Source organism: Paenibacillus sp. SEL1, from assembly GCF_054602535.1.
Genome location: NZ_CM137723.1, coordinates 5,091,430 through 5,109,849 on the forward strand (window position 1 = coordinate 5,091,430; position 18,420 = coordinate 5,109,849).

An 18,420-nucleotide genomic window follows, 5' to 3' on the forward strand; every position below is an offset into this window, starting at 1 on the left:
TTATCTTCATCCAGGCCTTATTCCGTGCTGTGTTCAGCGCGGTTTTTTGTTTTCAGATTTTGTAACTTCCCTTTTAACGTTTCCATTCGATCCAAATAGCTTAGCAAAGAGCTGTTGCGTGAATGAATTGGAAACACGGAACTCGGAACTACAAAAGCTGTATAACAGGCTTATTTGTTGATAAATTCCCTCTTTCCTTAAGGGCGGAGAATGAACGTTTTGTTCATTCTCCGTCCTTTTTTATTTTAATAGCAAGTTTTCCATAATCCTGACACTACACACTAAAGGAGAGATTTATTCATGAACGAAACTACAATGCTGCGTTTGGAATATGATCAAATTAAAACAAGAGTTTCCGAATGTGCTTTTTCTTACCTGGGTAAGCATCACGCTGCTTCTATGTGCCCAATTACTGATATCCGTACCATTAAGATTCGTCTTGACGAAACCAACGAAGCGTTACAGATCATTCGCCACGGAGCAAGCGTCCCTGTTCCTTCGTTGGAAGGAATGGAGCACATTCTTCAACTGCTCGGAACCGGGTATATGTTCAGCGAGCGTGATTTTTCTCATATGGCTCAATTCATTCGAAGCTGCATTCAACTCATAAAATATATGCATTCCAAGGCGGACGCTGCTCCAACCGTCAGTGCTTATGCATCTTCCATGTATAGCATGGAGCCACTTCTATCCGAAATCGAAAGATGTATTCATTCGGGACGTGTGACGGATATCGCCAGTAAAGAACTAGCTAAAATTCGCAAAAAAATTGCGGTTACTGAAGAACGTATCAAGAGAAAACTTGACTCTCTCACAAGCCGTCACCGATCCATTATGCAGGAAAATATGATTAGTCAGCGCAATGGCCGTTACGTGCTTCCAATCAAAAAAGAATTCCGTAAACAAGTGAAAGGCAATGTACTGGATGAATCGGGAAGTGGTCAGACGGTTTACGTTGAACCTGCCGAAATCACGAATCTGCAATTCGATCAGAGCGCAAACATGGCAGAAGAATCTAAAGAAGAAATGAAAGTGCTGGGAGACCTGACGGCAATGGCCGAGTCATACAACCGGGAACTAAGCATCAATACAGAGACTGTAGGTGTACTAGATTTTTTATTGGCAAAAGCCAAATACGCCATGACTCTGGATGCTGTTCCTGTCGAACTTAACCTTGACGGGATTATAGACATCCAAGGTGCACGCCACCCGTTGATGTCCAATACCATGGTGCCGCTTGATTTCTCAATTGGTGAAGGAAATTCCTCACTCATCATCACTGGACCGAACACAGGCGGAAAAACGATGGCCCTTAAAAGCGTCGGTCTATTAACACTAATGGTGCAATCTGGGCTACTGGTACCTGTTTTGCATGGTAGCCGAATGGCTGTATTCGAGGAAATTGTAGTAGATATCGGGGATGGACAAAGCATTGAACATGCTTTGAGCACCTTTTCTGCACACATCCGCAACATGATTAGCATTTTAGAAACAACAGGTAACTCTACTCTGATTCTGATTGATGAAATGGCATCCGGCACCGATCCAGGAGAAGGAGTAGGCCTCTCTATCGCGTTGCTAGAAGAATTCCATCGCCGCCGAGCGACAGTAGTGGCTACAACGCACTTTAGCGAAATCAAGCATTTTGCTGAAAACACACCGGGATTTCAGAATGCTCGTATGGAGTTTGATACCGACACGCTACAACCTTTGTACCGACTTCGCATTGGAGAGGCCGGAGAAAGCTATGCATATGCAATTGCCTTGAAGCTGGGCATGTGGACACGTATTATCGAGCGTTCTGAGGCCATTTCTGCAGGCAGAGCGTCTCGGAATACACAGGAATCGTTTGTTATTCCCCCTTCTGTAGATGATGAAAAGTCTGATGATGCAAATAAGCCTTTCCCTAAAAAAGAGGCTTTAGACCAGACAGTCACAAAACGGGGTAAACAAGAAATTCCTCTCAAAACCAAGCCTTTTGCCCTTGGCGATAGTGTTTATGTAGGCTATCTGGATCGAACTGGAATTGTATACAAAACCGAGGATGAACGGGGTAATGTCGGGATTTTGATCCAAGGACAGAAGCTAACCATAAACAAAAAGAGGCTCGTCCTTCACATCGCTGCTACTGAATTGTATCCTGACGACTATGATCTGGATATTGTTTTAGAAACCAAGGAAAATCGCAAAAAACGAAAACTGCTGGGACGTAAGCATGTCGAAGGACTGATGATTGAATCTCCCCCGGAAAATGAAATATAGACGCATGCGTATATTCTCAACTGAAAAATAAGCTATTTTATATTGTCAGTGAAACTTGAATCTGCAAGTGGACACTTGATAAGAGTGATTCACTTGCAGATTTCACCACACTAAAAACATAATATATATTATGTAAATTTTATGCTTCTTTATTAGACAGGACAAGATAAATCAGACATCGAAATATAACTTTTGTTATCAATCAAGATGATAGGTTTGTTTGTAGTTATATATAGCACCTAGCAAATTCGCTTCATTGCCTAATTTACTTTGCTCAATATCTGCACGCACAAAATTTAAGATAGAATCTAGATAAAGTTTCTCTAGTTCTTCTTTAATAGTAATAACCAGTAAAGGATTTGCAGATATGCCTCCCCCAATTACAAACTTTTCAGGGTCAAGAATCGTTTGCAAATTAATAATTTGTGTTGCGATGTTCCTACAGTATTCTTGAAAAATCGCTTGGACCGTGTGATCACCTTCTTCAATGAGCTTGAATACTTTTTCACCTGTCATAGAATCTGCAGGAAGCCCTTTAGCTTTGGTAACGGTTTTAGATAATACAGAACTACTCCCTTGCATACCAAGCAAATAATCAACATTGTCTGCATACTCATTGTTAGTTCTGATGAAGGAGAATTCCCCAGCCGATAAATGATGGCCTTTCAGCAATTTACCTTGAGAGATGATTCCACCGCCCATTCCGGTTCCAACGACCAGAACAACACCATCAGCGATTCCCTGTAATGAACCACACCATGCTTCTCCCAGAGCAGCGCATTTTCCATCATTTTCAATTGCTACGGGTAAATGAAACGCTTTCTTAAAAACTTCGATCATATTTATATCATTTATATATCTTAATGAACCGCCATGCACCATGTGACCGCTTTCCGAATCCACAATACCTGGCATGCTGACAGCTATACCTTCACATTCATCTATAAACTGATTATGAATTTGCTTCAAAGCTATAAGTAGATTCTCAAGTGAGTCCAATGGAGTTTTAACTTTCCCCTTACACATAAACTCACCTTGAAAATACAAACTAAATTTAATAAAAGAGCCACCAATATCAAAAACCAGTATTTTATTTTTCATGCTACGTATAGTCCTTTCATGATGCAATTTGGGGTCTTCTCAATAACGATAATTAACATTATTGCTTTTGTAAATCCATCATTTTTTTTATCGTTAATAAGACACCGTTTTCTTCGTTGGATTTAGTGATAAAACTGGCTGCATTTTTAGTGTTCTCACATGCGTTTTTCATAGCAAAACTATATTTTGCTATAATCATAAGTTCCACATCATTTTCATCATCTCCAAAAGACATGGTCTCATCCTCAGTAATCCCTAATATCTCTTGGAGTTTTCTTACCGTTTCCCCTTTATGGGTATGAAGTGCTGTAATATCCAGCCAATTTGCTTCAGAATCAACGATATAAATTTGACCCAGTAGAGTCTTTTCAACATGTTTTCTTAATAAGGGACTTCTTCCAGCTGGATCATATACAGTTATTTTAAGATAGCTACTGTTGATTTGATCAAATGAATCAATCTTAACCACTTCTTTATACGAGCCTTTCACAATTTTATAGTATTCGTCTTGAATATGAGAATGAACAAATGCTGCTTCCGTTGTACATGCTATGATAATAAAATCATTGGAAAAACTTTCGATATCTCTTATCGCTTGTAATGCTAGATTGTGTTCAATCGTAAACTCTTTGACGACGACTCCATCCTTTTTAATCCGCGTAGCACTGTCTCCAAAGATCCAGATCCCTTTTCCGTGCTCGCCAAACTTACTACCAGTTTAAACATATATAAAATCCCCCAATATACACTAGAATCTGAGTTTAATTTCTAACAAGAGTGGATTAAAAGCTTATACATTTAACCTAGCTTATGAAACGCGTTCCAGGTCAAGTTCTAATGTGGGATTCTCTCACAAGTTTACAACGTTCACAATATTGATGAGACAAAGTCGTTGATTCTATTTGCGAGTCGGGATATGACTCCTCATTAAAAGTTTACATAATAATTATTATGTAAACTTTTTTTGTTTAATATCAATTTTCCAACATATACTCATAATCCTGATATTGGTATCTGAATATCCAGCTTATCCATTGCTTTTTCTTTTTCCCGATCAGTGACATGTGTATATACTGTGGTTGTCTGAATGGATGAATGCCCCAGTAGCTCCTGCACGGTACGCAGATCTGCTCCCTTACGTAATAGCATTGTCGCAAATGTATGTCTCAGCTTATGGCTGGAATATGCCTCCCGGCGTTCCATACTCTTATCTTGCTGGAATCGTTCGAACGTTTCTGTAGCGATCTGTTGAATGGTGCGCACTGCCAGACGGCGGCCTTTTTGGGACACGAACATCGCATCCTCTTTACCTCTCCACGGCGTCAATCTTTCCTCCAACGCATGCTCTACAAAATCACACACGGCTTCTGGTACCGGGAGAGTACGCCACTTACGTCCTTTACCGAACACATCTAAGGTACGTCTTTCTCGGCTGTAATCCGAGACATTCAATGAATGAACCTCCCCCACCCGCAATCCCATGTAGACCATCAGCAGAAAAATAGCCATATTACGATTTGCATATTTCCCCTCCACCGCGAGCAAAAACGGATGAATATCCTTTTCATCCAGATAGACGGGCATACGATTCTTTTCAGTCTTTGCTTTTTTAATTCCCGCTGCCGGATTTGTGCTGCATAACTCAAATTCCTGTAGCGCTTTAAAAAAACTATTCACCGCTGCATGCTTCCGGTTCCGCGTACTATCTCCGGCGCCTCCCTCCCGCGCTTTAGACAAATACGACATAACATGAATCTTCTTCACCTGATCGAGTGGTTTTTCACGCAACGTCCGTAAAAACTGCTTCACATCCCCCATATAATTTTTTTGCGTATGTATCGTATATCCTGCATCCTTCATCCAGATCAAAAAAGCTTCCAGCTCCTCAGTATATATTTCATCAATTTCTTCAGTTGTATCGAGCTCCACATGTCGCATCTCTTTTTTCATCTCGCTCGCCTCCAATTCAGTTCATATTCCGAAATATACTGTAAAACGATCATTTTCGTCTGATTTTTATCGACAATCCAATCGACATCTTATGCAGGAGGGATTCTAAAAGTCGTTTTAAACCTAAACAGCGTATAATTTATATTATACGCTGTTTTTTTAGCGCTTTTCAAGGGCAAATAGAGCGTTTTTCCTCTTGTCCAGCCTAGTATCGCCTATAAGCAGACATTTCAAAGCACTTAACGGCGTGGCATAGGGTCAGAGGGGGCGATCCCACAATGTAGACAAATTAAAACACGCTCAAGAAAAGTTCACCTAATGTAATTCATTCATATCCAAAACAAAACTAAATAGCCAATAGTCTTGCATGCGGCACCATTTCTCTACTTCATCAGCAAGTTGGGGGCGCTGCTCTCGATCGGTAGCAGTCAAAATCGCCATAGTGGCCAAAACATGAATATCATGTGCAGCTTCCAACTCGCTATCCGGATCACCTTCCGGCGCGTGCACCATCCATATGATAGCCTGCTAGCTGATTGTAATTTTCACCCACTAGCAGCAGTGGATCACCAAGAATTTCACCGATTTCGAGATGATGACCGTGTGATCCAGCTTCTGGGCAAATTTCGAGCAGAGCGTAGAAACAGTCTTGTTCACAGGAAAAGCATGAACTGGCCTGCCTGACGGCAAATTTCTGCTGGACGCCTACATGCCTTTTCATTTAAACTATTAAAAAATTAATTTTCGAAAGAGTGAGATTACAACGACAGCACGAGGCTCCAGCACCCGGATCTTACAAACGAAAATACAAACATCACTTTCCGTCAGCCGAAACCTCGATTAATAACTACATAATAATTATTATGTAAACTACGATTGGAGGATGATTGTATGATTAACAGATTGTACTGGTTACCGATCGGTCAGCTTTATATTGATCGTTCCTCACTCAACCATCATGCACAGCCCGGTGAACTGGTGCGCCTGCAAATCTGGTCATATCTGCTGGAGACAGATCACGGTCCGATTCTCATTGATACCGGTATGCCGGATTCGTTTATCGACAATCCAAATTATTTTAAAAGTACACCGTTTGAAGGGCGCTTCATTCCCCATATGTCAGCCGATGATAGTATCGTGGCTGTACTGGATCGGATCGGCTATCACCCGGACGATATCCATGCCATCGTAATCTCTCATATGCATATGGATCATGCCGGAGGCAATCCGCATTTTCCAAATACACCGATTTATGTGCAGCAGACCGAAGCAGACGCTGCGATCGGTAATCTGGAGTATGCGCCACCGGAATGCGTGCAGGCGGACTTGAATTACCGACTGCTTCAAGGGGATCATGAGCTGGTTCCAGGTTTGCAACTGTTCTATACTCCGGGGCATTCGCCGGGTCATCAGTCCGCGCTGGTCACAACAAAGGAATCGGGTCCGGTTATGCTGACGATTGATGTTGCCTACACGCAGGAGAATTACGCAAACGACGTGCCGTTTGACAGCTTTAATCGTGAACAGGCACGCCAGTCAATCGCCCGCATTCAGCAGATTGTGCAGGAGGTTAAGCCGAATCTGTTGTTCTTCGGTCATGATCCTGAGCAGGTAGTCGTTCAGCCGGTATATCCACAATACAAATAATGATGATAAAGCAGCTATTTCTCCACCATTCCGGATCTTTTCGGTCCGGGGTATGAAGAAATTGGTATTATGAATGCACACAAAATAGACGTATCCGGAGCCGTGCTTCATTCGGATCACGGCTTCCAGTATACGTCTACGGCGTACAACACACGACTTGAAAAGTTCGGCCTCAAAGGCAAGTGGTGCGGACTGGCAGAATAGTCGTAATTCGGCCAGTTCCCCCATGATCTCAATTTCTTCATTCGATTTTTAAATAATCATTATTGTATCTCCCCACTTCAAAAATGTTATAGCCTCTTAATCTTTTCTTTTCATTAGGTAGTTGTAATGACTCCGACATTTAGAACTGCAAAATTTGGTTAACTGAGCTCGCTAATATGGAATAAACCAATGATTGCATTGAATACAACTTTGCAGTTCTAGTTGCTCCCCCCCATAGCTTTCAGCAAACTGATAAGTGATTCCATATACATTCGCTTTAACTGTTCGGGTTCATCTATAAATTCAGTATGTAAATGCTGATCTTCAGAAATCCAGCTAACTTTTAAGCGCACAAATTGATTTTCTGCAAATACACAATTGATCCTTTGTATTAACTCGCTATTAAGCCCCTGCTTGTTCAGAACAGCCTGAGCAATATCCAATACGCTCCTTACTGACAAATATTCCAAATGGATTAATACACTTAATCCGTTTATATCAAAAAAACAATTATATACATGAAGTTAATTACGCCTAATCCCCTGTTATCGCTAGCATCAGGAAGTATATCTAAGAACTCATGGGGTGAGTCGCTGTCGACACGGCATGGATGATGAGAAAAAGCAATTTGCTGTCTCGCTCCGTTTTCCCTTGATCATCCAGCACGATATACTTAAAGAAGTCGAAAGGCAAACTTAAATTCAGCCTATGCTCATTTCAAAAATGTAGGTTTATTCATGACAAAGGGAGTGTTCATTTATTTATGAGTACCGAAATGCTGGAACGTCGAAGTGAAATTCTAAAACGAAACATCCATCAGTTGCTGGTTCAGGAAAATCAACACGGCGTGACACGTCAGGAAAATTACACGTTGCATAAAATGATCAGAGAGCTGCATCAAACCTCTCATGCCTTGAATACTTCCCGTTGAGATGAAAGGCTGCTAAATTAAATGAAACAAATAACCTTCAGCCCCACTTCCTTAGTGGTGTTGAAGGTTATTTGTTTGCGTAGCCTTTAATTGACAGGTGGTACTCTTTCGTGACGTTACCCTTTGGAGCGACTCAACAGGTATAAGAAGTATGGCGCACCAATGATGGCTACAATTAAACCTGTCGGGATTTCTTTCTGTAAAGGTAAGGATCGTGTGATCGTATCCGCTACAAGTACCAGGAGTGCTCCGACTAAAGCACAGGTTACCAGTAGCATTTTATGCTTCGGCCCCACCAGCTTTCTCGCCAAATGTGGAGCCACCAAACCGACAAAGCCGATACCGCCACTAACCGAAACACTAGAACTGGCCAATCCAACCGCAGCAGCGAGAAGGAGAATACGTTCCTTTTCGATAGCTGTACCCAACCCCGATGCCGTCTGATCTCCCAGATTAAGCACATTCATCACATTTGCTTTGTAGTATGCGAAAGGAAGCAATACAATCAGCCAAGGCAACAGCGCCATCACGAATTTCCAGTTTGATCCCCATATGCTTCCTGCTAACCAATTAGCTACAAACGTGTAACTTTCGGGTGTCAGCTTAAGAGTCATAATGATCATCGCAGCACTGATACCCGCCGCTACGCCAATTCCGCTCAGCAGTAGCCTTGTCGGAGAAATTCCTTCACCTTTCTTGTAAGAAAGCGCGTAGATGAGAATAGCAGCTGCTCCTGATCCAATCAGTGCAAGAGCGGGAAGTAAAAACAATGAATTCGTAGTTTGCATAGATGGAAAAAGCAATACAAACAGCATGACCATCAACCCGGCGCCTGCATTAATGCCTAGAATACCAGGGTCCGCTAGGCCGTTACGCGAAACCCCCTGCATGATGCAGCCAGAAACAGCGAGACCTGCACCGATAAGAAGGGAAACAACCATTCGTGGCAATCGGAATTCAAATAGGATTAATTCCTGCTGTGGAGTCCCTTGTCCAAACAAGGTTCTAAATAGCTCCATTGGCGAAAGCCGGATGGTTCCCGTATTCGCACTTATGGTGAACGCAGCAATGAGCAATACGAGCAGAATGACTACAACCATCCAATCATGGATTTTTTTACGATGACTAGCTTTGGCGATAGCCCCATTCGTAACGTTATTCATCTTACAGTGCCCTCCTTTCTTTACGTGCCAGATAAAGGAAGAACGGAACCCCAATTAAGGCAATAAGTACGCCCACCGGTGTTTCCTCAGGTGCGTTAATCATACGGGCTGCCAGATCGGCAAACACAATGAGTAAAGCTCCCATAATGGCCGAGCATGGAATAATCCAGCGATAATCGACGCCAACCAGCTTGCGGGTTATATGGGGAATAATCAATCCCACAAAACCTATAGAACCCACCAACGACACCGCTGCACCCGCCAAAATCAGAACAAGAATCATTCCAACTACCTTTACCACCCCAGTTCGCTGACCAAGGCTCAACGCAATTTCGTCTCCCAAACTAAGCAGCGTAATGGAGCGCGACAACATGAGAGCACCGATAAAAGCTGCCACAACCCAAGGCAAAACTATACCGAGCTGAACCCACTTGGTTCCACTAAGCCCTCCGGCATACCAAAAGGCCAAATCCTGTCCAACATCAAAGTACAAACTGATCGCATCTCCTAAGGCAGACAGCAATGCCGTGACAGCTGCACCCGCCAATACAAGACGAACTGGCGTAAGACCTGATTTGGATATGGAGCTTGTACCATATACCATCACAACAGCCAGAGCTGCACCAACAAAGGAATACAACATTAATTGTAAAAAGGAAGAGCCAGGAAAAAGGGCAAAGCAAATCGCCATCGCCAAGCTGGCTCCCGAGTTCAGTCCAAGCAAGCCCGAGTCAGCAAGCGGATTCCGGGTCATTCCTTGCATAATTGCACCTGCTACGGCAAAGCAAACTCCAATTAAAACCCCACCCAGAATCCGAGGTAGACGGATTTCCCAAATAATTTGATGATTTTGCAACTCAGGATTAAAATGGAAAACAGCGTTCCATACCTCTTCCAGCCTAATTGAGGCTGCACCAAAAGATAGAGATAGCGCGATACCGAACGCTAAAAGTCCAAGCCCAACTGTCAGGATAAGCGAAGCCGCCCATGGTCGCGAGTGGAATTGAGTCGGCGACTGGTTATGATTACTTTGAGCGGGGCTATCCGATGATTCTGATAATTTCATAACTATTGTTCACCCTTACTGTTGAATAGTATGTAGCTATCACGAACTGTGTTGAAGATGATGTTGATAATGAGAATTATTATCATGCAATCTTTACTATTGTAAATTAATGTGGCAACGGCATCAATAGCAAATTTCGAGGAATGCCTAATACTCTGCCCTATTGTGAACAAATAAAGCCCTTCGGCATAAATACCAAAGGGCTGCCAACAACACCGAAGCGACTACTTCTGTGTGGCGTTCTCTTTATTCCGCTGGACGATCAAATCTGCGATTTCTTCAGCTTGCCCTACAATGGCAATGGGATCGAAGTACCAATATCGATCCTCCTGGAGCTCAAAAACCTTACCTTGCCGGACTGCATTCAGTGATTTCCATATGCTGTCTCCTTCGTAACCGCTCAAATCCTTGTTAACCGTCAGAAAGATATAAGAGCCAGCATATTGATTAATGACTTCTTTTGACACCGATTTCCATTGAGTCTCACCAAATAATTCTTTTTGGACAAGCGGCGGAGGGGACAAATTCAGTCCTTTGTATACCGCCTGTCCTCCTCTGCCAAAATTATCGCCATATACATAGTATTCTTTATCCGAAGCTTCCATTACGGTGAAAGTATCTCCAGGCTGAACAATTCCCTTTAGCTTGTCACGTGCAGCCTGCATCCGCTGATCGTATTGCGCAAGCCATGTTTTGGCTTCCTGTTCTTTTCCGAGCAGTTCACCAAAAGCTGTCAGTTCCTCATGAACATTCTTGTACGTTCCATATGGAATGACGATGGTCGGAGCAACTTTACTATATTTTTCATAATCATGAGCATCTTTGGAACCAATCAGAATCAAATCAGGCTCCAGAGCCAATACTTTCTCAATGGATACGCTGCTGCGGTCTCCAATGCTTGCAATGCCCTGTACAAGCTCCTTCGAAAACGGATTATCCAGATAATATTTAACACTTCCCACAGGTTTAATTCCTAGTGCTAATAAATCATTCTGGTACATATCTACTACAATCCGCTGAGGGTGAACCGGTATTTTAATATCTCCATGAATCGTTTTGACTGTTTTCATTTCCTCTGACTTTTGTTCGCTAGATGTTTGATTCTGCTTTTCATCCGGTTGCTTTACATTTCCACCACAGGCGGTAAGAGCTAAAATGACTGACAGAAGCATCATTACAATCCACATTTTCTTTGTCAAACCTGTTCATTCCTCTCTCTATTTACGGTGTCATATTGGCCTATTTACGTTCCATATTGAGCTTGGTGCAGGCGGCTATATGCCCCTTTTACTGCCAATAACTCTTCATGTCTGCCCTGCTCGGCAATCCCTTGATCTGCAACTACGATAATGCGGTCAGCATTTTTGATCGTTGCCAGACGATGCGCGATAACGAGTGTCGTACGGCCTTGGGATAGCTCTGTCAGCGCTTGCTGAATCGCGGCTTCTGTCTCTGTATCCAATGCTGATGTTGCTTCATCTAAAATGAGAATTGGCGGATTTTTAAGGAACATCCGGGCAATAGACAAACGTTGCTTTTGACCACCGGAGAGCTTCACACCTCGCTCACCGATCATTGTATCCAGACCATCCGGATATGAGCGAACAAGGTCTTCAATCTGAGCTCGACGAGCAGCATCCCAGATTTCTTCTTCCGAAGCATCCAGCTTACCGTAAGCAATATTTTCACGAATCGTTCCATCAAAGAGGAATACATCCTGCTGTACGATACCAATCATGGATCGCAGCGATTCCAGCTTCATTTCACGGATATCCATTCCATCAATAGTAATGCTACCTTCCTCGACATCGTAGAAGCGAGGCAACAAACTGCAAAGTGTCGTTTTACCTGCTCCTGAAGGACCCACAAGTGCTACGGTTTCACCCGCATGGATAGATAGGTCCACTTTGCGTAATACCTTATCTTTGTTTTCGTAACCAAACGTTACACCTGTAAATTGAATATCTCCTTTAAGATGGCTAACCGCCTTGGCCCCAGGCAGATCTTCTACATCCGATTCACTTTCCAGCAAATCCAGGTATCGTCGGAAGCCGGCAATCCCTTTTGGATACGTTTCGATGACAGAATTAATTTGTTTAATCGGCCCCAGGAATACATTAGACAGCATTACAAATGCGATAAATTCCCCGTAGGTCATCTGTCCTTCAATAACAAACCATGTTCCACATACTAGCACAAACAATGAAACCAGCTTCATTAGTATAAAACTAATCGAGGAATTCCAGGCCATAATCCGGTACGCGATCAGCTTCGTTTTACGGAAACGCCCATTATTTTCAGCAAACCGTTCCATTTCATGTGCTTCGTTGGAGAACGCTTGAACAACACGAATCCCGCTTACATTATTTTCAATACGAGCGTTATAATCCGCAATATCAGAAAACATACGATGGAAAGCAGCAGACATTTTACGGCTGAAATAAAGAGACAAGTAAATCATGAGGGGTACAATGATGAAAGTCAGTACAGCCAGCTTCCAGTTAATACCGAGCATGATACCAAAGGCTCCCCCCAGTGTCATCAACGCGATGAACAAATCTTCGGGTCCGTGGTGGGCAATTTCCCCAATATCCATTAGATCGTTGGTCATACGTGAAACGAGATGCCCTGTTTTGTTATTGTCAAAAAACCGAAACGATTGCTTTTGTACACGATCAAACAACTTTTTACGCATGTCCGATTCGATGTTAATGCCCAGCTTGTGTCCCCAATAGGTGACCACGTAATTCAGCGCAGCACTTATGACATAAATACCGAGTAGAGCCAGACAGGCATATAAAATCCATTTCCAGTTCCCGCTGGGCAGCAAATCATCGACCACCCGGTTGACTGCAAGCGGAAAAGCCAACTCCAGCAGTGCAGCCAGCAAGGCACAAGAGAAATCAATGATGAACAAAGTCCGGTAAGGACGATAGTATTCAAAAAATCGTCTAAGCATGGTTATGACTTCTCCTCTCTTATTTCAATTAAACTGATCACTTCGGATCAACGGAAAACATTTTAACAGCCTCATCGAGTGATTGGTCAACGGCTAGCGGTGAGTAGGTAAACCACGGATCGGCTTTGATGAAATACACTTTGTGGTTTTTGACAGCCGGGAGATTTCTCCACAATGCACTTTGCTCAATTTGCTTAAGCATTCCGTCCTTGCTCGCTTCATCATAAACCAGCATAATAATTCGGTCTCCTGATAGTTCAGGTAACTTTTCCATTGAAATAACATCATAAACATAATTAAATCTCGGGTCCTTCGCCAGCTTCTGGCGTATGTACTCAGGAGGATTCAATTCCAGTGAACGGTAAATAACATGTCCTACATTCCGCGCTCCGTATACCCTTAACACATTCTTATCGTAGGCCATATAAATCGTAACCGTTTCATCTTTTTTGAATTTTCCAACCAGCTTCTTTCGACCTTCCTCAGCCTTTTTGTTGAAACTAGCGATCCACTGCTCGGCTTCCTTGTCCTTACCCAGCACGGCTGCGACACTCCGCAGTTGCTCAAATACATCGCCTTCTCCAAACGAAACGACTACGGTTGGAGCAATTTTCTCTAGCTGCTCCTTCACTTCGGGCGTGGTATATTCTGTTGTGATGATCAGGTCCGGTTGTAACTCCAGCACCTTTTCTACATTTGTCGGGTTCCCAATATCCGCAACTCCGTCAATCTTACCTTTTAAATAGTCGCCTTCCAACAAATGGGAAGCAGCACCTGCAGGCTTAACTCCCAAGGCCAGCATAGCATCCAAATATTGTGTCGTGACAACTCGCTGTGGATTTGCAGGGATACTGATCTTATTGCCAGTGGCATCAGTATATTCGCGCATAACAACCGTCTTGGATTGCCCGGAAGGATCATTAGTGCTGGTCTTGTCGTTTGTCTGGTTGTTGCTAGCTGCGTTTCCACATGCACTCAATACAACCATCAAAAGAACTACAAGACAAAGCGTGGATTCCCATTTTAATCTGTACCTTTGTTGCACAATATACGTCCTCCTTAGATATATACAATTCATAATATGATAGTGATTCTCATTATCATACAATTGTTATTCTATCTTTTACCGTCTCTTCTTACAATACAAAAATAAAAAACTTCCATTTATGTGTATGTATCGTCATCGTAGAATAGCCAAAAAAAAGAACTGATGCGCATTACAGCATCAGTCCGAATAGCTTAATATGTTGGGTCAAGCGCCCTTTTTATTTCGATTGATCCACTAACTCCAGCTTAGCGGGAATTGATGTTTTCACGGTTTTACCTTGAAGTACATCTTTGGCTGCCTGTACCGCCAATTGACCAATAAGCTCAGGTTGCTGAGCTACGGTAGCTGTCAGTTTCCCTTCCTTAATTGATTTAAGCGCATCCTCGTTACCGTCAAAACCGATGACTGGAATGTTCTTACCTGAGCTTTGGATTGCTTCGATCGCACCCAAAGCCATTTCATCATTGTGGGCAAATACTGCCTGAACGTCCGGGTTGCCTTGCAGCAGATTTTCCATCACGTTCAAACCTTTGGTCCGATCAAAATCGGCCGATTGTTTGGCAATGACTTTCAGATCCTTATCTGCTACTTCATGAAATCCTTTTCCGCGTTCACGGGTAGCGGATGCTCCTGGAACACCTTCCAGCTCAATCACCTTGGCACCTTTTCCAACTTGATCAACCACATATCTGGCAGCCATTCGTCCTCCCTCTACGTTGTCTGAAGCGACGAGTGCTTTTACATCGCCTTTGTCAGCAGAACGATCCAGTGTAATAACCGGGATGTTCAATGCATTCGCTGATTGTACCACAGTGGAGATGGCCGACGAATCTGTCGGATTAATAAGTAACGTGTTTACTCCCTGTTGAATCAGATCATCCACATCATTACTTTGTTTCGCCGAATCATTTTGTGCATCCACAACAATGACCTGCATTCCTTGTTTTTTGGCCTCTGCCACAACTCCGTCTTTGAGAGATACGAAGAATGGATTATTCAGTGTTGAGATCGACAAGCCGATTTTGATGTCCTTCAGGTTCGCGGCCGCTTTAGGTTTCGCCCATTCGGGCGGTTCCAAGGAACACCCTGTCATGAGCAGGAGCAGCAATGCAGTCATGATTAATGTAAGCTTTTTCATATTTATGTGTCTCCTTCTACGCAGATTAGGTGTATTATGCGGATTTTTTACGGTCAATCAATACAGCAATAGCGATGACTATCCCTTTTACTACCATTTGATAAAATGAGTTAACCCCCAGCAAGTTCAAGCCATTGTTTAGTGTACCGATGATAAGCACACCAATTAACGTACCTACGATTCGTCCGCGTCCTCCCGAGAGACTTGTTCCACCTAATACGACAGCCGCAATGGCGTCCAATTCATAAGAAGTACCTGCTGTCGGTTGCGCCGAGTTCAAACGTGAAGTCAAGATAGCTCCCGCCAATGCGGAGAGCATTCCAGCAAGAGAGTAAATCCAAATTTTTACACGCGGCACTTTAATACCAGATACAATCGAAGCCTTCTCGTTACCACCAATGGCATACGTTTTACGTCCGAATGGTGTTTTATGCAAAATGATCCATAGGACAGCAAAGGTAATAAGCATCGTAATCGCTGGAACCGGAATACCGAACTGATAGCCACGACCGAACAATTGAAATACCAGACTGTCCCCGAGTCCTGTAATAGGGTTACCATTGGTATAAACGAGTGTCAATCCTCTGAAAATGGTCATGGTTGCTAGTGTAGCGATGAACGGAGCCATTTTACCCTTCGTAATCATCAAGCCGTTGACCATCCCCATCACGCCACCCAATGCACAGCCGATGATAATCGCCAAAATAGGATCGAACCCGGCCAGCATCATATTTGCGACAAACGCACTGGATAGTGCTAATATGGAGCCGACTGACAAATCTATTCCGCCTGTGAGAATAACGAAGGTCATACCGAACGCAATCAACGCATTAATGGATACCTGGCGCAATAAATTCAAAATATTAAGCGGTTCCAAAAAGCTGGGATTTAAGACCGATACGATAATCACCAAAATAATGAGTCCCAACAACGGGCCAAGCTTCTGTGTGATTTGTGACATTTGAAAGCCTTTGCTGCTTTTTGTTTCATTCATAGTTGTCATATTACTGTCCTCCTGTAGCTAGCGTCATAATATTTTCTTGTGTGGCTTCTTCCCTGCTCAGCTCTCCGCTGATCTTTCCCTCGTGCACCACGACAATACGATCGCTCATGCCGAGTACCTCAGGGAGTTCCGAGGATACCATGATAATCGCGACTCCACGTTCGGTCAGCTCGTTCATCAACTGGTAGATTTCCCGCTTGGCTCCCACATCCACACCTCTCGTCGGTTCGTCAAGAATGAGTACATTTGGACCAATACCTACCCATTTGGCAATAACCACCTTTTGCTGATTACCACCTGACAAACTGCGAACCGTTGTTTCACCCGATTGGGTTTTAATTTGTAAGCGCTTAATTAAAGTGTTAACAAAATCCAACTCTTTTTTACCTGAAATAAATCCTTTTGAGGTAAAGCTGAAGAGATTTGGCAGCACCATATTTTCCCGAATAGAAAAATCCAGAACCAAGCCCTCATCTTTTCGGTCTTCTGTAATGAAGCCAATCCCTAGTTTCACCGCGTCATCCGGCTTGCGAATAGTCACCTTTTTTCCACGTACATGGATCTCACCACGATCCAAAGCATCCAGTCCAAATAACGCCCGCATGATCTCGGTTCGTCCCGAGCCCATCAAGCCTGAAAAACCTACAATTTCACCAGACCGCACAGTAAAATTCACATTTTCAAACAAGCCTTTATGCGTGGCATTTTTGACCTCCAGCACCACTTCTCCCAAAGCGGGCGTTCTTACCGGATAGCGTTCAGTCAGCTCTCTACCTACCATTTTCCGTACAACTTCATCAAAATTCGTATCGGGAATCGCCTGAGTATCCACCGTTTTCCCGTCACGCATGATGGTAATCCGATCACAGATCGCGAATATCTCTTCCATCCGATGTGAAATATACACGATCGAAACACCATCTTTTTTCAAAGAAGTAATAACCTCGAACAGCTTCTGAATTTCACGTTCGGTTAAGGCGGCTGTCGGCTCATCCATCACGATAACTTTAGCATCCGTCATGAGTGCTTTGGCTATTTCAATCATCTGCTGTTGACCCACTGAACACTCGCCTGCTTCACCGTTTAATGGAAGGTTTACCGAAAGGTTTCTGAATTGCTCATTTGCTAGCGCTTTCATTTTAGAGCTGTCTAGTAAGCCCCACTTGGATGTCATTTCCTTGCCGATAAACAGATTTTCCAGCACGGTCATCTCCGGCCACACATTCAGTTCCTGGTGAATAAAAGCAATTCCTTTTTGCTCCGCTTCTTTGGGGTCGGCAAAATAGGTTTCCTGGCCGTCAATGATGATCGTTCCCTCATCTCGCCGATGCAGTCCGATTAAAATATTCATCAGCGTTGATTTTCCTGCACCATTTTCACCCATAAGGGCATGTACTTCTCCTTCACGAAGATCAAAGTCAACACCACTCAGTACCTGATTGGTTCCAAAGGCTTTGTGAATTCCTTTCATTTGAATCTGCATGCTGTACCCTCCTTTTTATTCAACATTGATTTATCCAAAATGAACTCCTGCCTGCAAAATACAATTGGCAAATGGCTTAGCCTCTCCTGTACGAATGACCGCCTTCGCATAATGGGTCAGCTCCTTGAATTGTTCATGAGAGCAAAACTCAATGACGGCAGCCTGCTTATTAATCTGTGGATGTTCTAATTGCTCCCCTGCAAAGTTGCGCATAATATACTGCAATGCTTGTTCATTTTCTTGTTTGATTTCTTCGGCCAGCGTTACTTTTTCGATCACCATATCTGCTGCAATGACATCAACGACGTCCTGAAAGGATGGAACACCCAGTTTAAGGGCCAAATCAATTTTGGTAACGCCTTCAGGAACAGGTAAGCCGGCATCAGCCACGACAATATAGTCTGTGTGGCCGAGATCCGACAGTATTTTGGATATATGACTGTTTAGGATTCCATGTTTCTTCAT

General features: G+C 43.3%; 17 protein-coding genes and 1 pseudogene. 4 read left to right on the top strand and 14 right to left on the bottom strand.

Translation table 11 applies throughout. The features are described from left to right. The first annotated feature begins 300 nt into the window (after positions 1 to 300). Complete coding sequence (locus ACYCSE_RS23235; protein ID WP_459700149.1) at positions 301 to 2,262, top strand: endonuclease MutS2; 1,962 nt, start codon at positions 301 to 303, stop codon at positions 2,260 to 2,262. Positions 2,263 to 2,460: 198 nt separating this feature from the next. Here the strand turns inward: ACYCSE_RS23235 and ACYCSE_RS23240 are convergent, their stop codons facing one another. From ACYCSE_RS23240 to ACYCSE_RS23255, 4 genes and pseudogenes are all read right to left on the bottom strand, one after another. Next, positions 2,461 to 3,363, bottom strand: coding sequence for an ROK family protein (locus ACYCSE_RS23240; RefSeq protein ID WP_452566926.1), 903 nt, complete (start codon positions 3,361 to 3,363; stop codon positions 2,461 to 2,463). Positions 3,364 to 3,421: 58 nt separating this feature from the next. Continuing rightward, positions 3,422 to 4,069 (bottom strand): annotated as a pseudogene (locus tag ACYCSE_RS23245) (HAD hydrolase family protein); the annotation flags it as partial. Between the two features lie 287 nt (positions 4,070 to 4,356). Continuing rightward, positions 4,357 to 5,313 (bottom strand): tyrosine-type recombinase/integrase, encoded by a 957-nt coding sequence (locus tag ACYCSE_RS23250; protein ID WP_061828272.1) that lies wholly within the window; start codon positions 5,311 to 5,313, stop codon positions 4,357 to 4,359. A 315-nt stretch (positions 5,314 to 5,628) separates the two neighbouring features. Then, positions 5,629 to 5,826 (bottom strand): hypothetical protein, encoded by a 198-nt coding sequence (locus ACYCSE_RS23255; RefSeq protein ID WP_459700152.1) that lies wholly within the window; start codon positions 5,824 to 5,826, stop codon positions 5,629 to 5,631. A 378-nt stretch (positions 5,827 to 6,204) separates the two neighbouring features. Here ACYCSE_RS23255 and aiiA point away from each other — a divergent pair, with 378 nt between their 5' ends. Together aiiA and ACYCSE_RS23265 are read left to right on the top strand one after the other, a co-directional pair. Next, on the top strand, positions 6,205 to 6,960 hold the full coding sequence (aiiA, locus tag ACYCSE_RS23260; RefSeq protein WP_459700154.1) for a quorum-quenching N-acyl homoserine lactonase AiiA: 756 nt from the start codon (positions 6,205 to 6,207) through the stop codon (positions 6,958 to 6,960). A 69-nt stretch (positions 6,961 to 7,029) separates the two neighbouring features. Then, positions 7,030 to 7,164: a hypothetical protein gene (locus ACYCSE_RS23265; RefSeq protein ID WP_302057257.1), complete on the top strand. Its 135-nt coding sequence runs from the start codon at positions 7,030 to 7,032 to the stop codon at positions 7,162 to 7,164. Between the two features lie 218 nt (positions 7,165 to 7,382). Here the strand turns inward: ACYCSE_RS23265 and ACYCSE_RS23270 are convergent, their stop codons facing one another. Next, positions 7,383 to 7,607 carry a hypothetical protein gene (locus ACYCSE_RS23270; protein WP_254349618.1) on the bottom strand — a complete coding sequence of 75 codons (225 nt, stop codon included), beginning with the start codon at positions 7,605 to 7,607 and terminating at the stop codon, positions 7,383 to 7,385. A 320-nt stretch (positions 7,608 to 7,927) separates the two neighbouring features. On the opposite strand from ACYCSE_RS23270, the gene ACYCSE_RS23275 reads away from it, so the two are divergent. Further along, the gene (locus ACYCSE_RS23275; protein ID WP_007432475.1) at positions 7,928 to 8,095 is read left to right on the top strand and encodes a hypothetical protein; all 168 of its coding nucleotides are present in this window, start codon (positions 7,928 to 7,930) and stop codon (positions 8,093 to 8,095) included. Positions 8,096 to 8,211: 116 nt separating this feature from the next. Here ACYCSE_RS23275 and ACYCSE_RS23280 read toward each other — a convergent pair whose 3' ends face one another. The 9 genes from ACYCSE_RS23280 to rbsD all read right to left on the bottom strand — a co-directional run bounded on the left by ACYCSE_RS23280 (position 8,212) and on the right by rbsD (position 18,420). Further along, on the bottom strand, positions 8,212 to 9,258 hold the full coding sequence (locus tag ACYCSE_RS23280; protein WP_459700157.1) for a FecCD family ABC transporter permease: 1,047 nt from the start codon (positions 9,256 to 9,258) through the stop codon (positions 8,212 to 8,214). A 1-nt stretch (position 9,259) separates the two neighbouring features. After that, positions 9,260 to 10,324 carry a FecCD family ABC transporter permease gene (locus ACYCSE_RS23285; RefSeq protein ID WP_250261237.1) on the bottom strand — a complete coding sequence of 355 codons (1,065 nt, stop codon included), beginning with the start codon at positions 10,322 to 10,324 and terminating at the stop codon, positions 9,260 to 9,262. A gap of 224 nt (positions 10,325 to 10,548) precedes the next feature. Next, a complete protein-coding gene (locus ACYCSE_RS23290; protein WP_459702564.1) occupies positions 10,549 to 11,511 on the bottom strand; it encodes an ABC transporter substrate-binding protein in 963 nt (320 codons plus the stop codon). A 56-nt stretch (positions 11,512 to 11,567) separates the two neighbouring features. Next, the gene (locus ACYCSE_RS23295; RefSeq protein ID WP_459700160.1) at positions 11,568 to 13,283 is read right to left on the bottom strand and encodes an ABC transporter ATP-binding protein; all 1,716 of its coding nucleotides are present in this window, start codon (positions 13,281 to 13,283) and stop codon (positions 11,568 to 11,570) included. 37 nt (positions 13,284 to 13,320) lie between these two features. Continuing rightward, on the bottom strand, positions 13,321 to 14,328 hold the full coding sequence (locus ACYCSE_RS23300) for an ABC transporter substrate-binding protein (protein ID WP_061828267.1): 1,008 nt from the start codon (positions 14,326 to 14,328) through the stop codon (positions 13,321 to 13,323). A gap of 220 nt (positions 14,329 to 14,548) precedes the next feature. Beyond that, complete coding sequence (gene rbsB / locus ACYCSE_RS23305) at positions 14,549 to 15,469, bottom strand: ribose ABC transporter substrate-binding protein RbsB (protein ID WP_322172284.1); 921 nt, start codon at positions 15,467 to 15,469, stop codon at positions 14,549 to 14,551. A 34-nt stretch (positions 15,470 to 15,503) separates the two neighbouring features. Further along, complete coding sequence (locus tag ACYCSE_RS23310) at positions 15,504 to 16,472, bottom strand: ABC transporter permease subunit (protein ID WP_165176947.1); 969 nt, start codon at positions 16,470 to 16,472, stop codon at positions 15,504 to 15,506. A 1-nt stretch (position 16,473) separates the two neighbouring features. Beyond that, a complete protein-coding gene (locus ACYCSE_RS23315) occupies positions 16,474 to 17,955 on the bottom strand; it encodes a sugar ABC transporter ATP-binding protein (RefSeq protein ID WP_322172285.1) in 1,482 nt (493 codons plus the stop codon). Positions 17,956 to 17,985: 30 nt separating this feature from the next. After that, positions 17,986 to 18,420, bottom strand: coding sequence for a D-ribose pyranase (gene rbsD, locus ACYCSE_RS23320; RefSeq protein ID WP_459700162.1), 435 nt, complete (start codon positions 18,418 to 18,420; stop codon positions 17,986 to 17,988).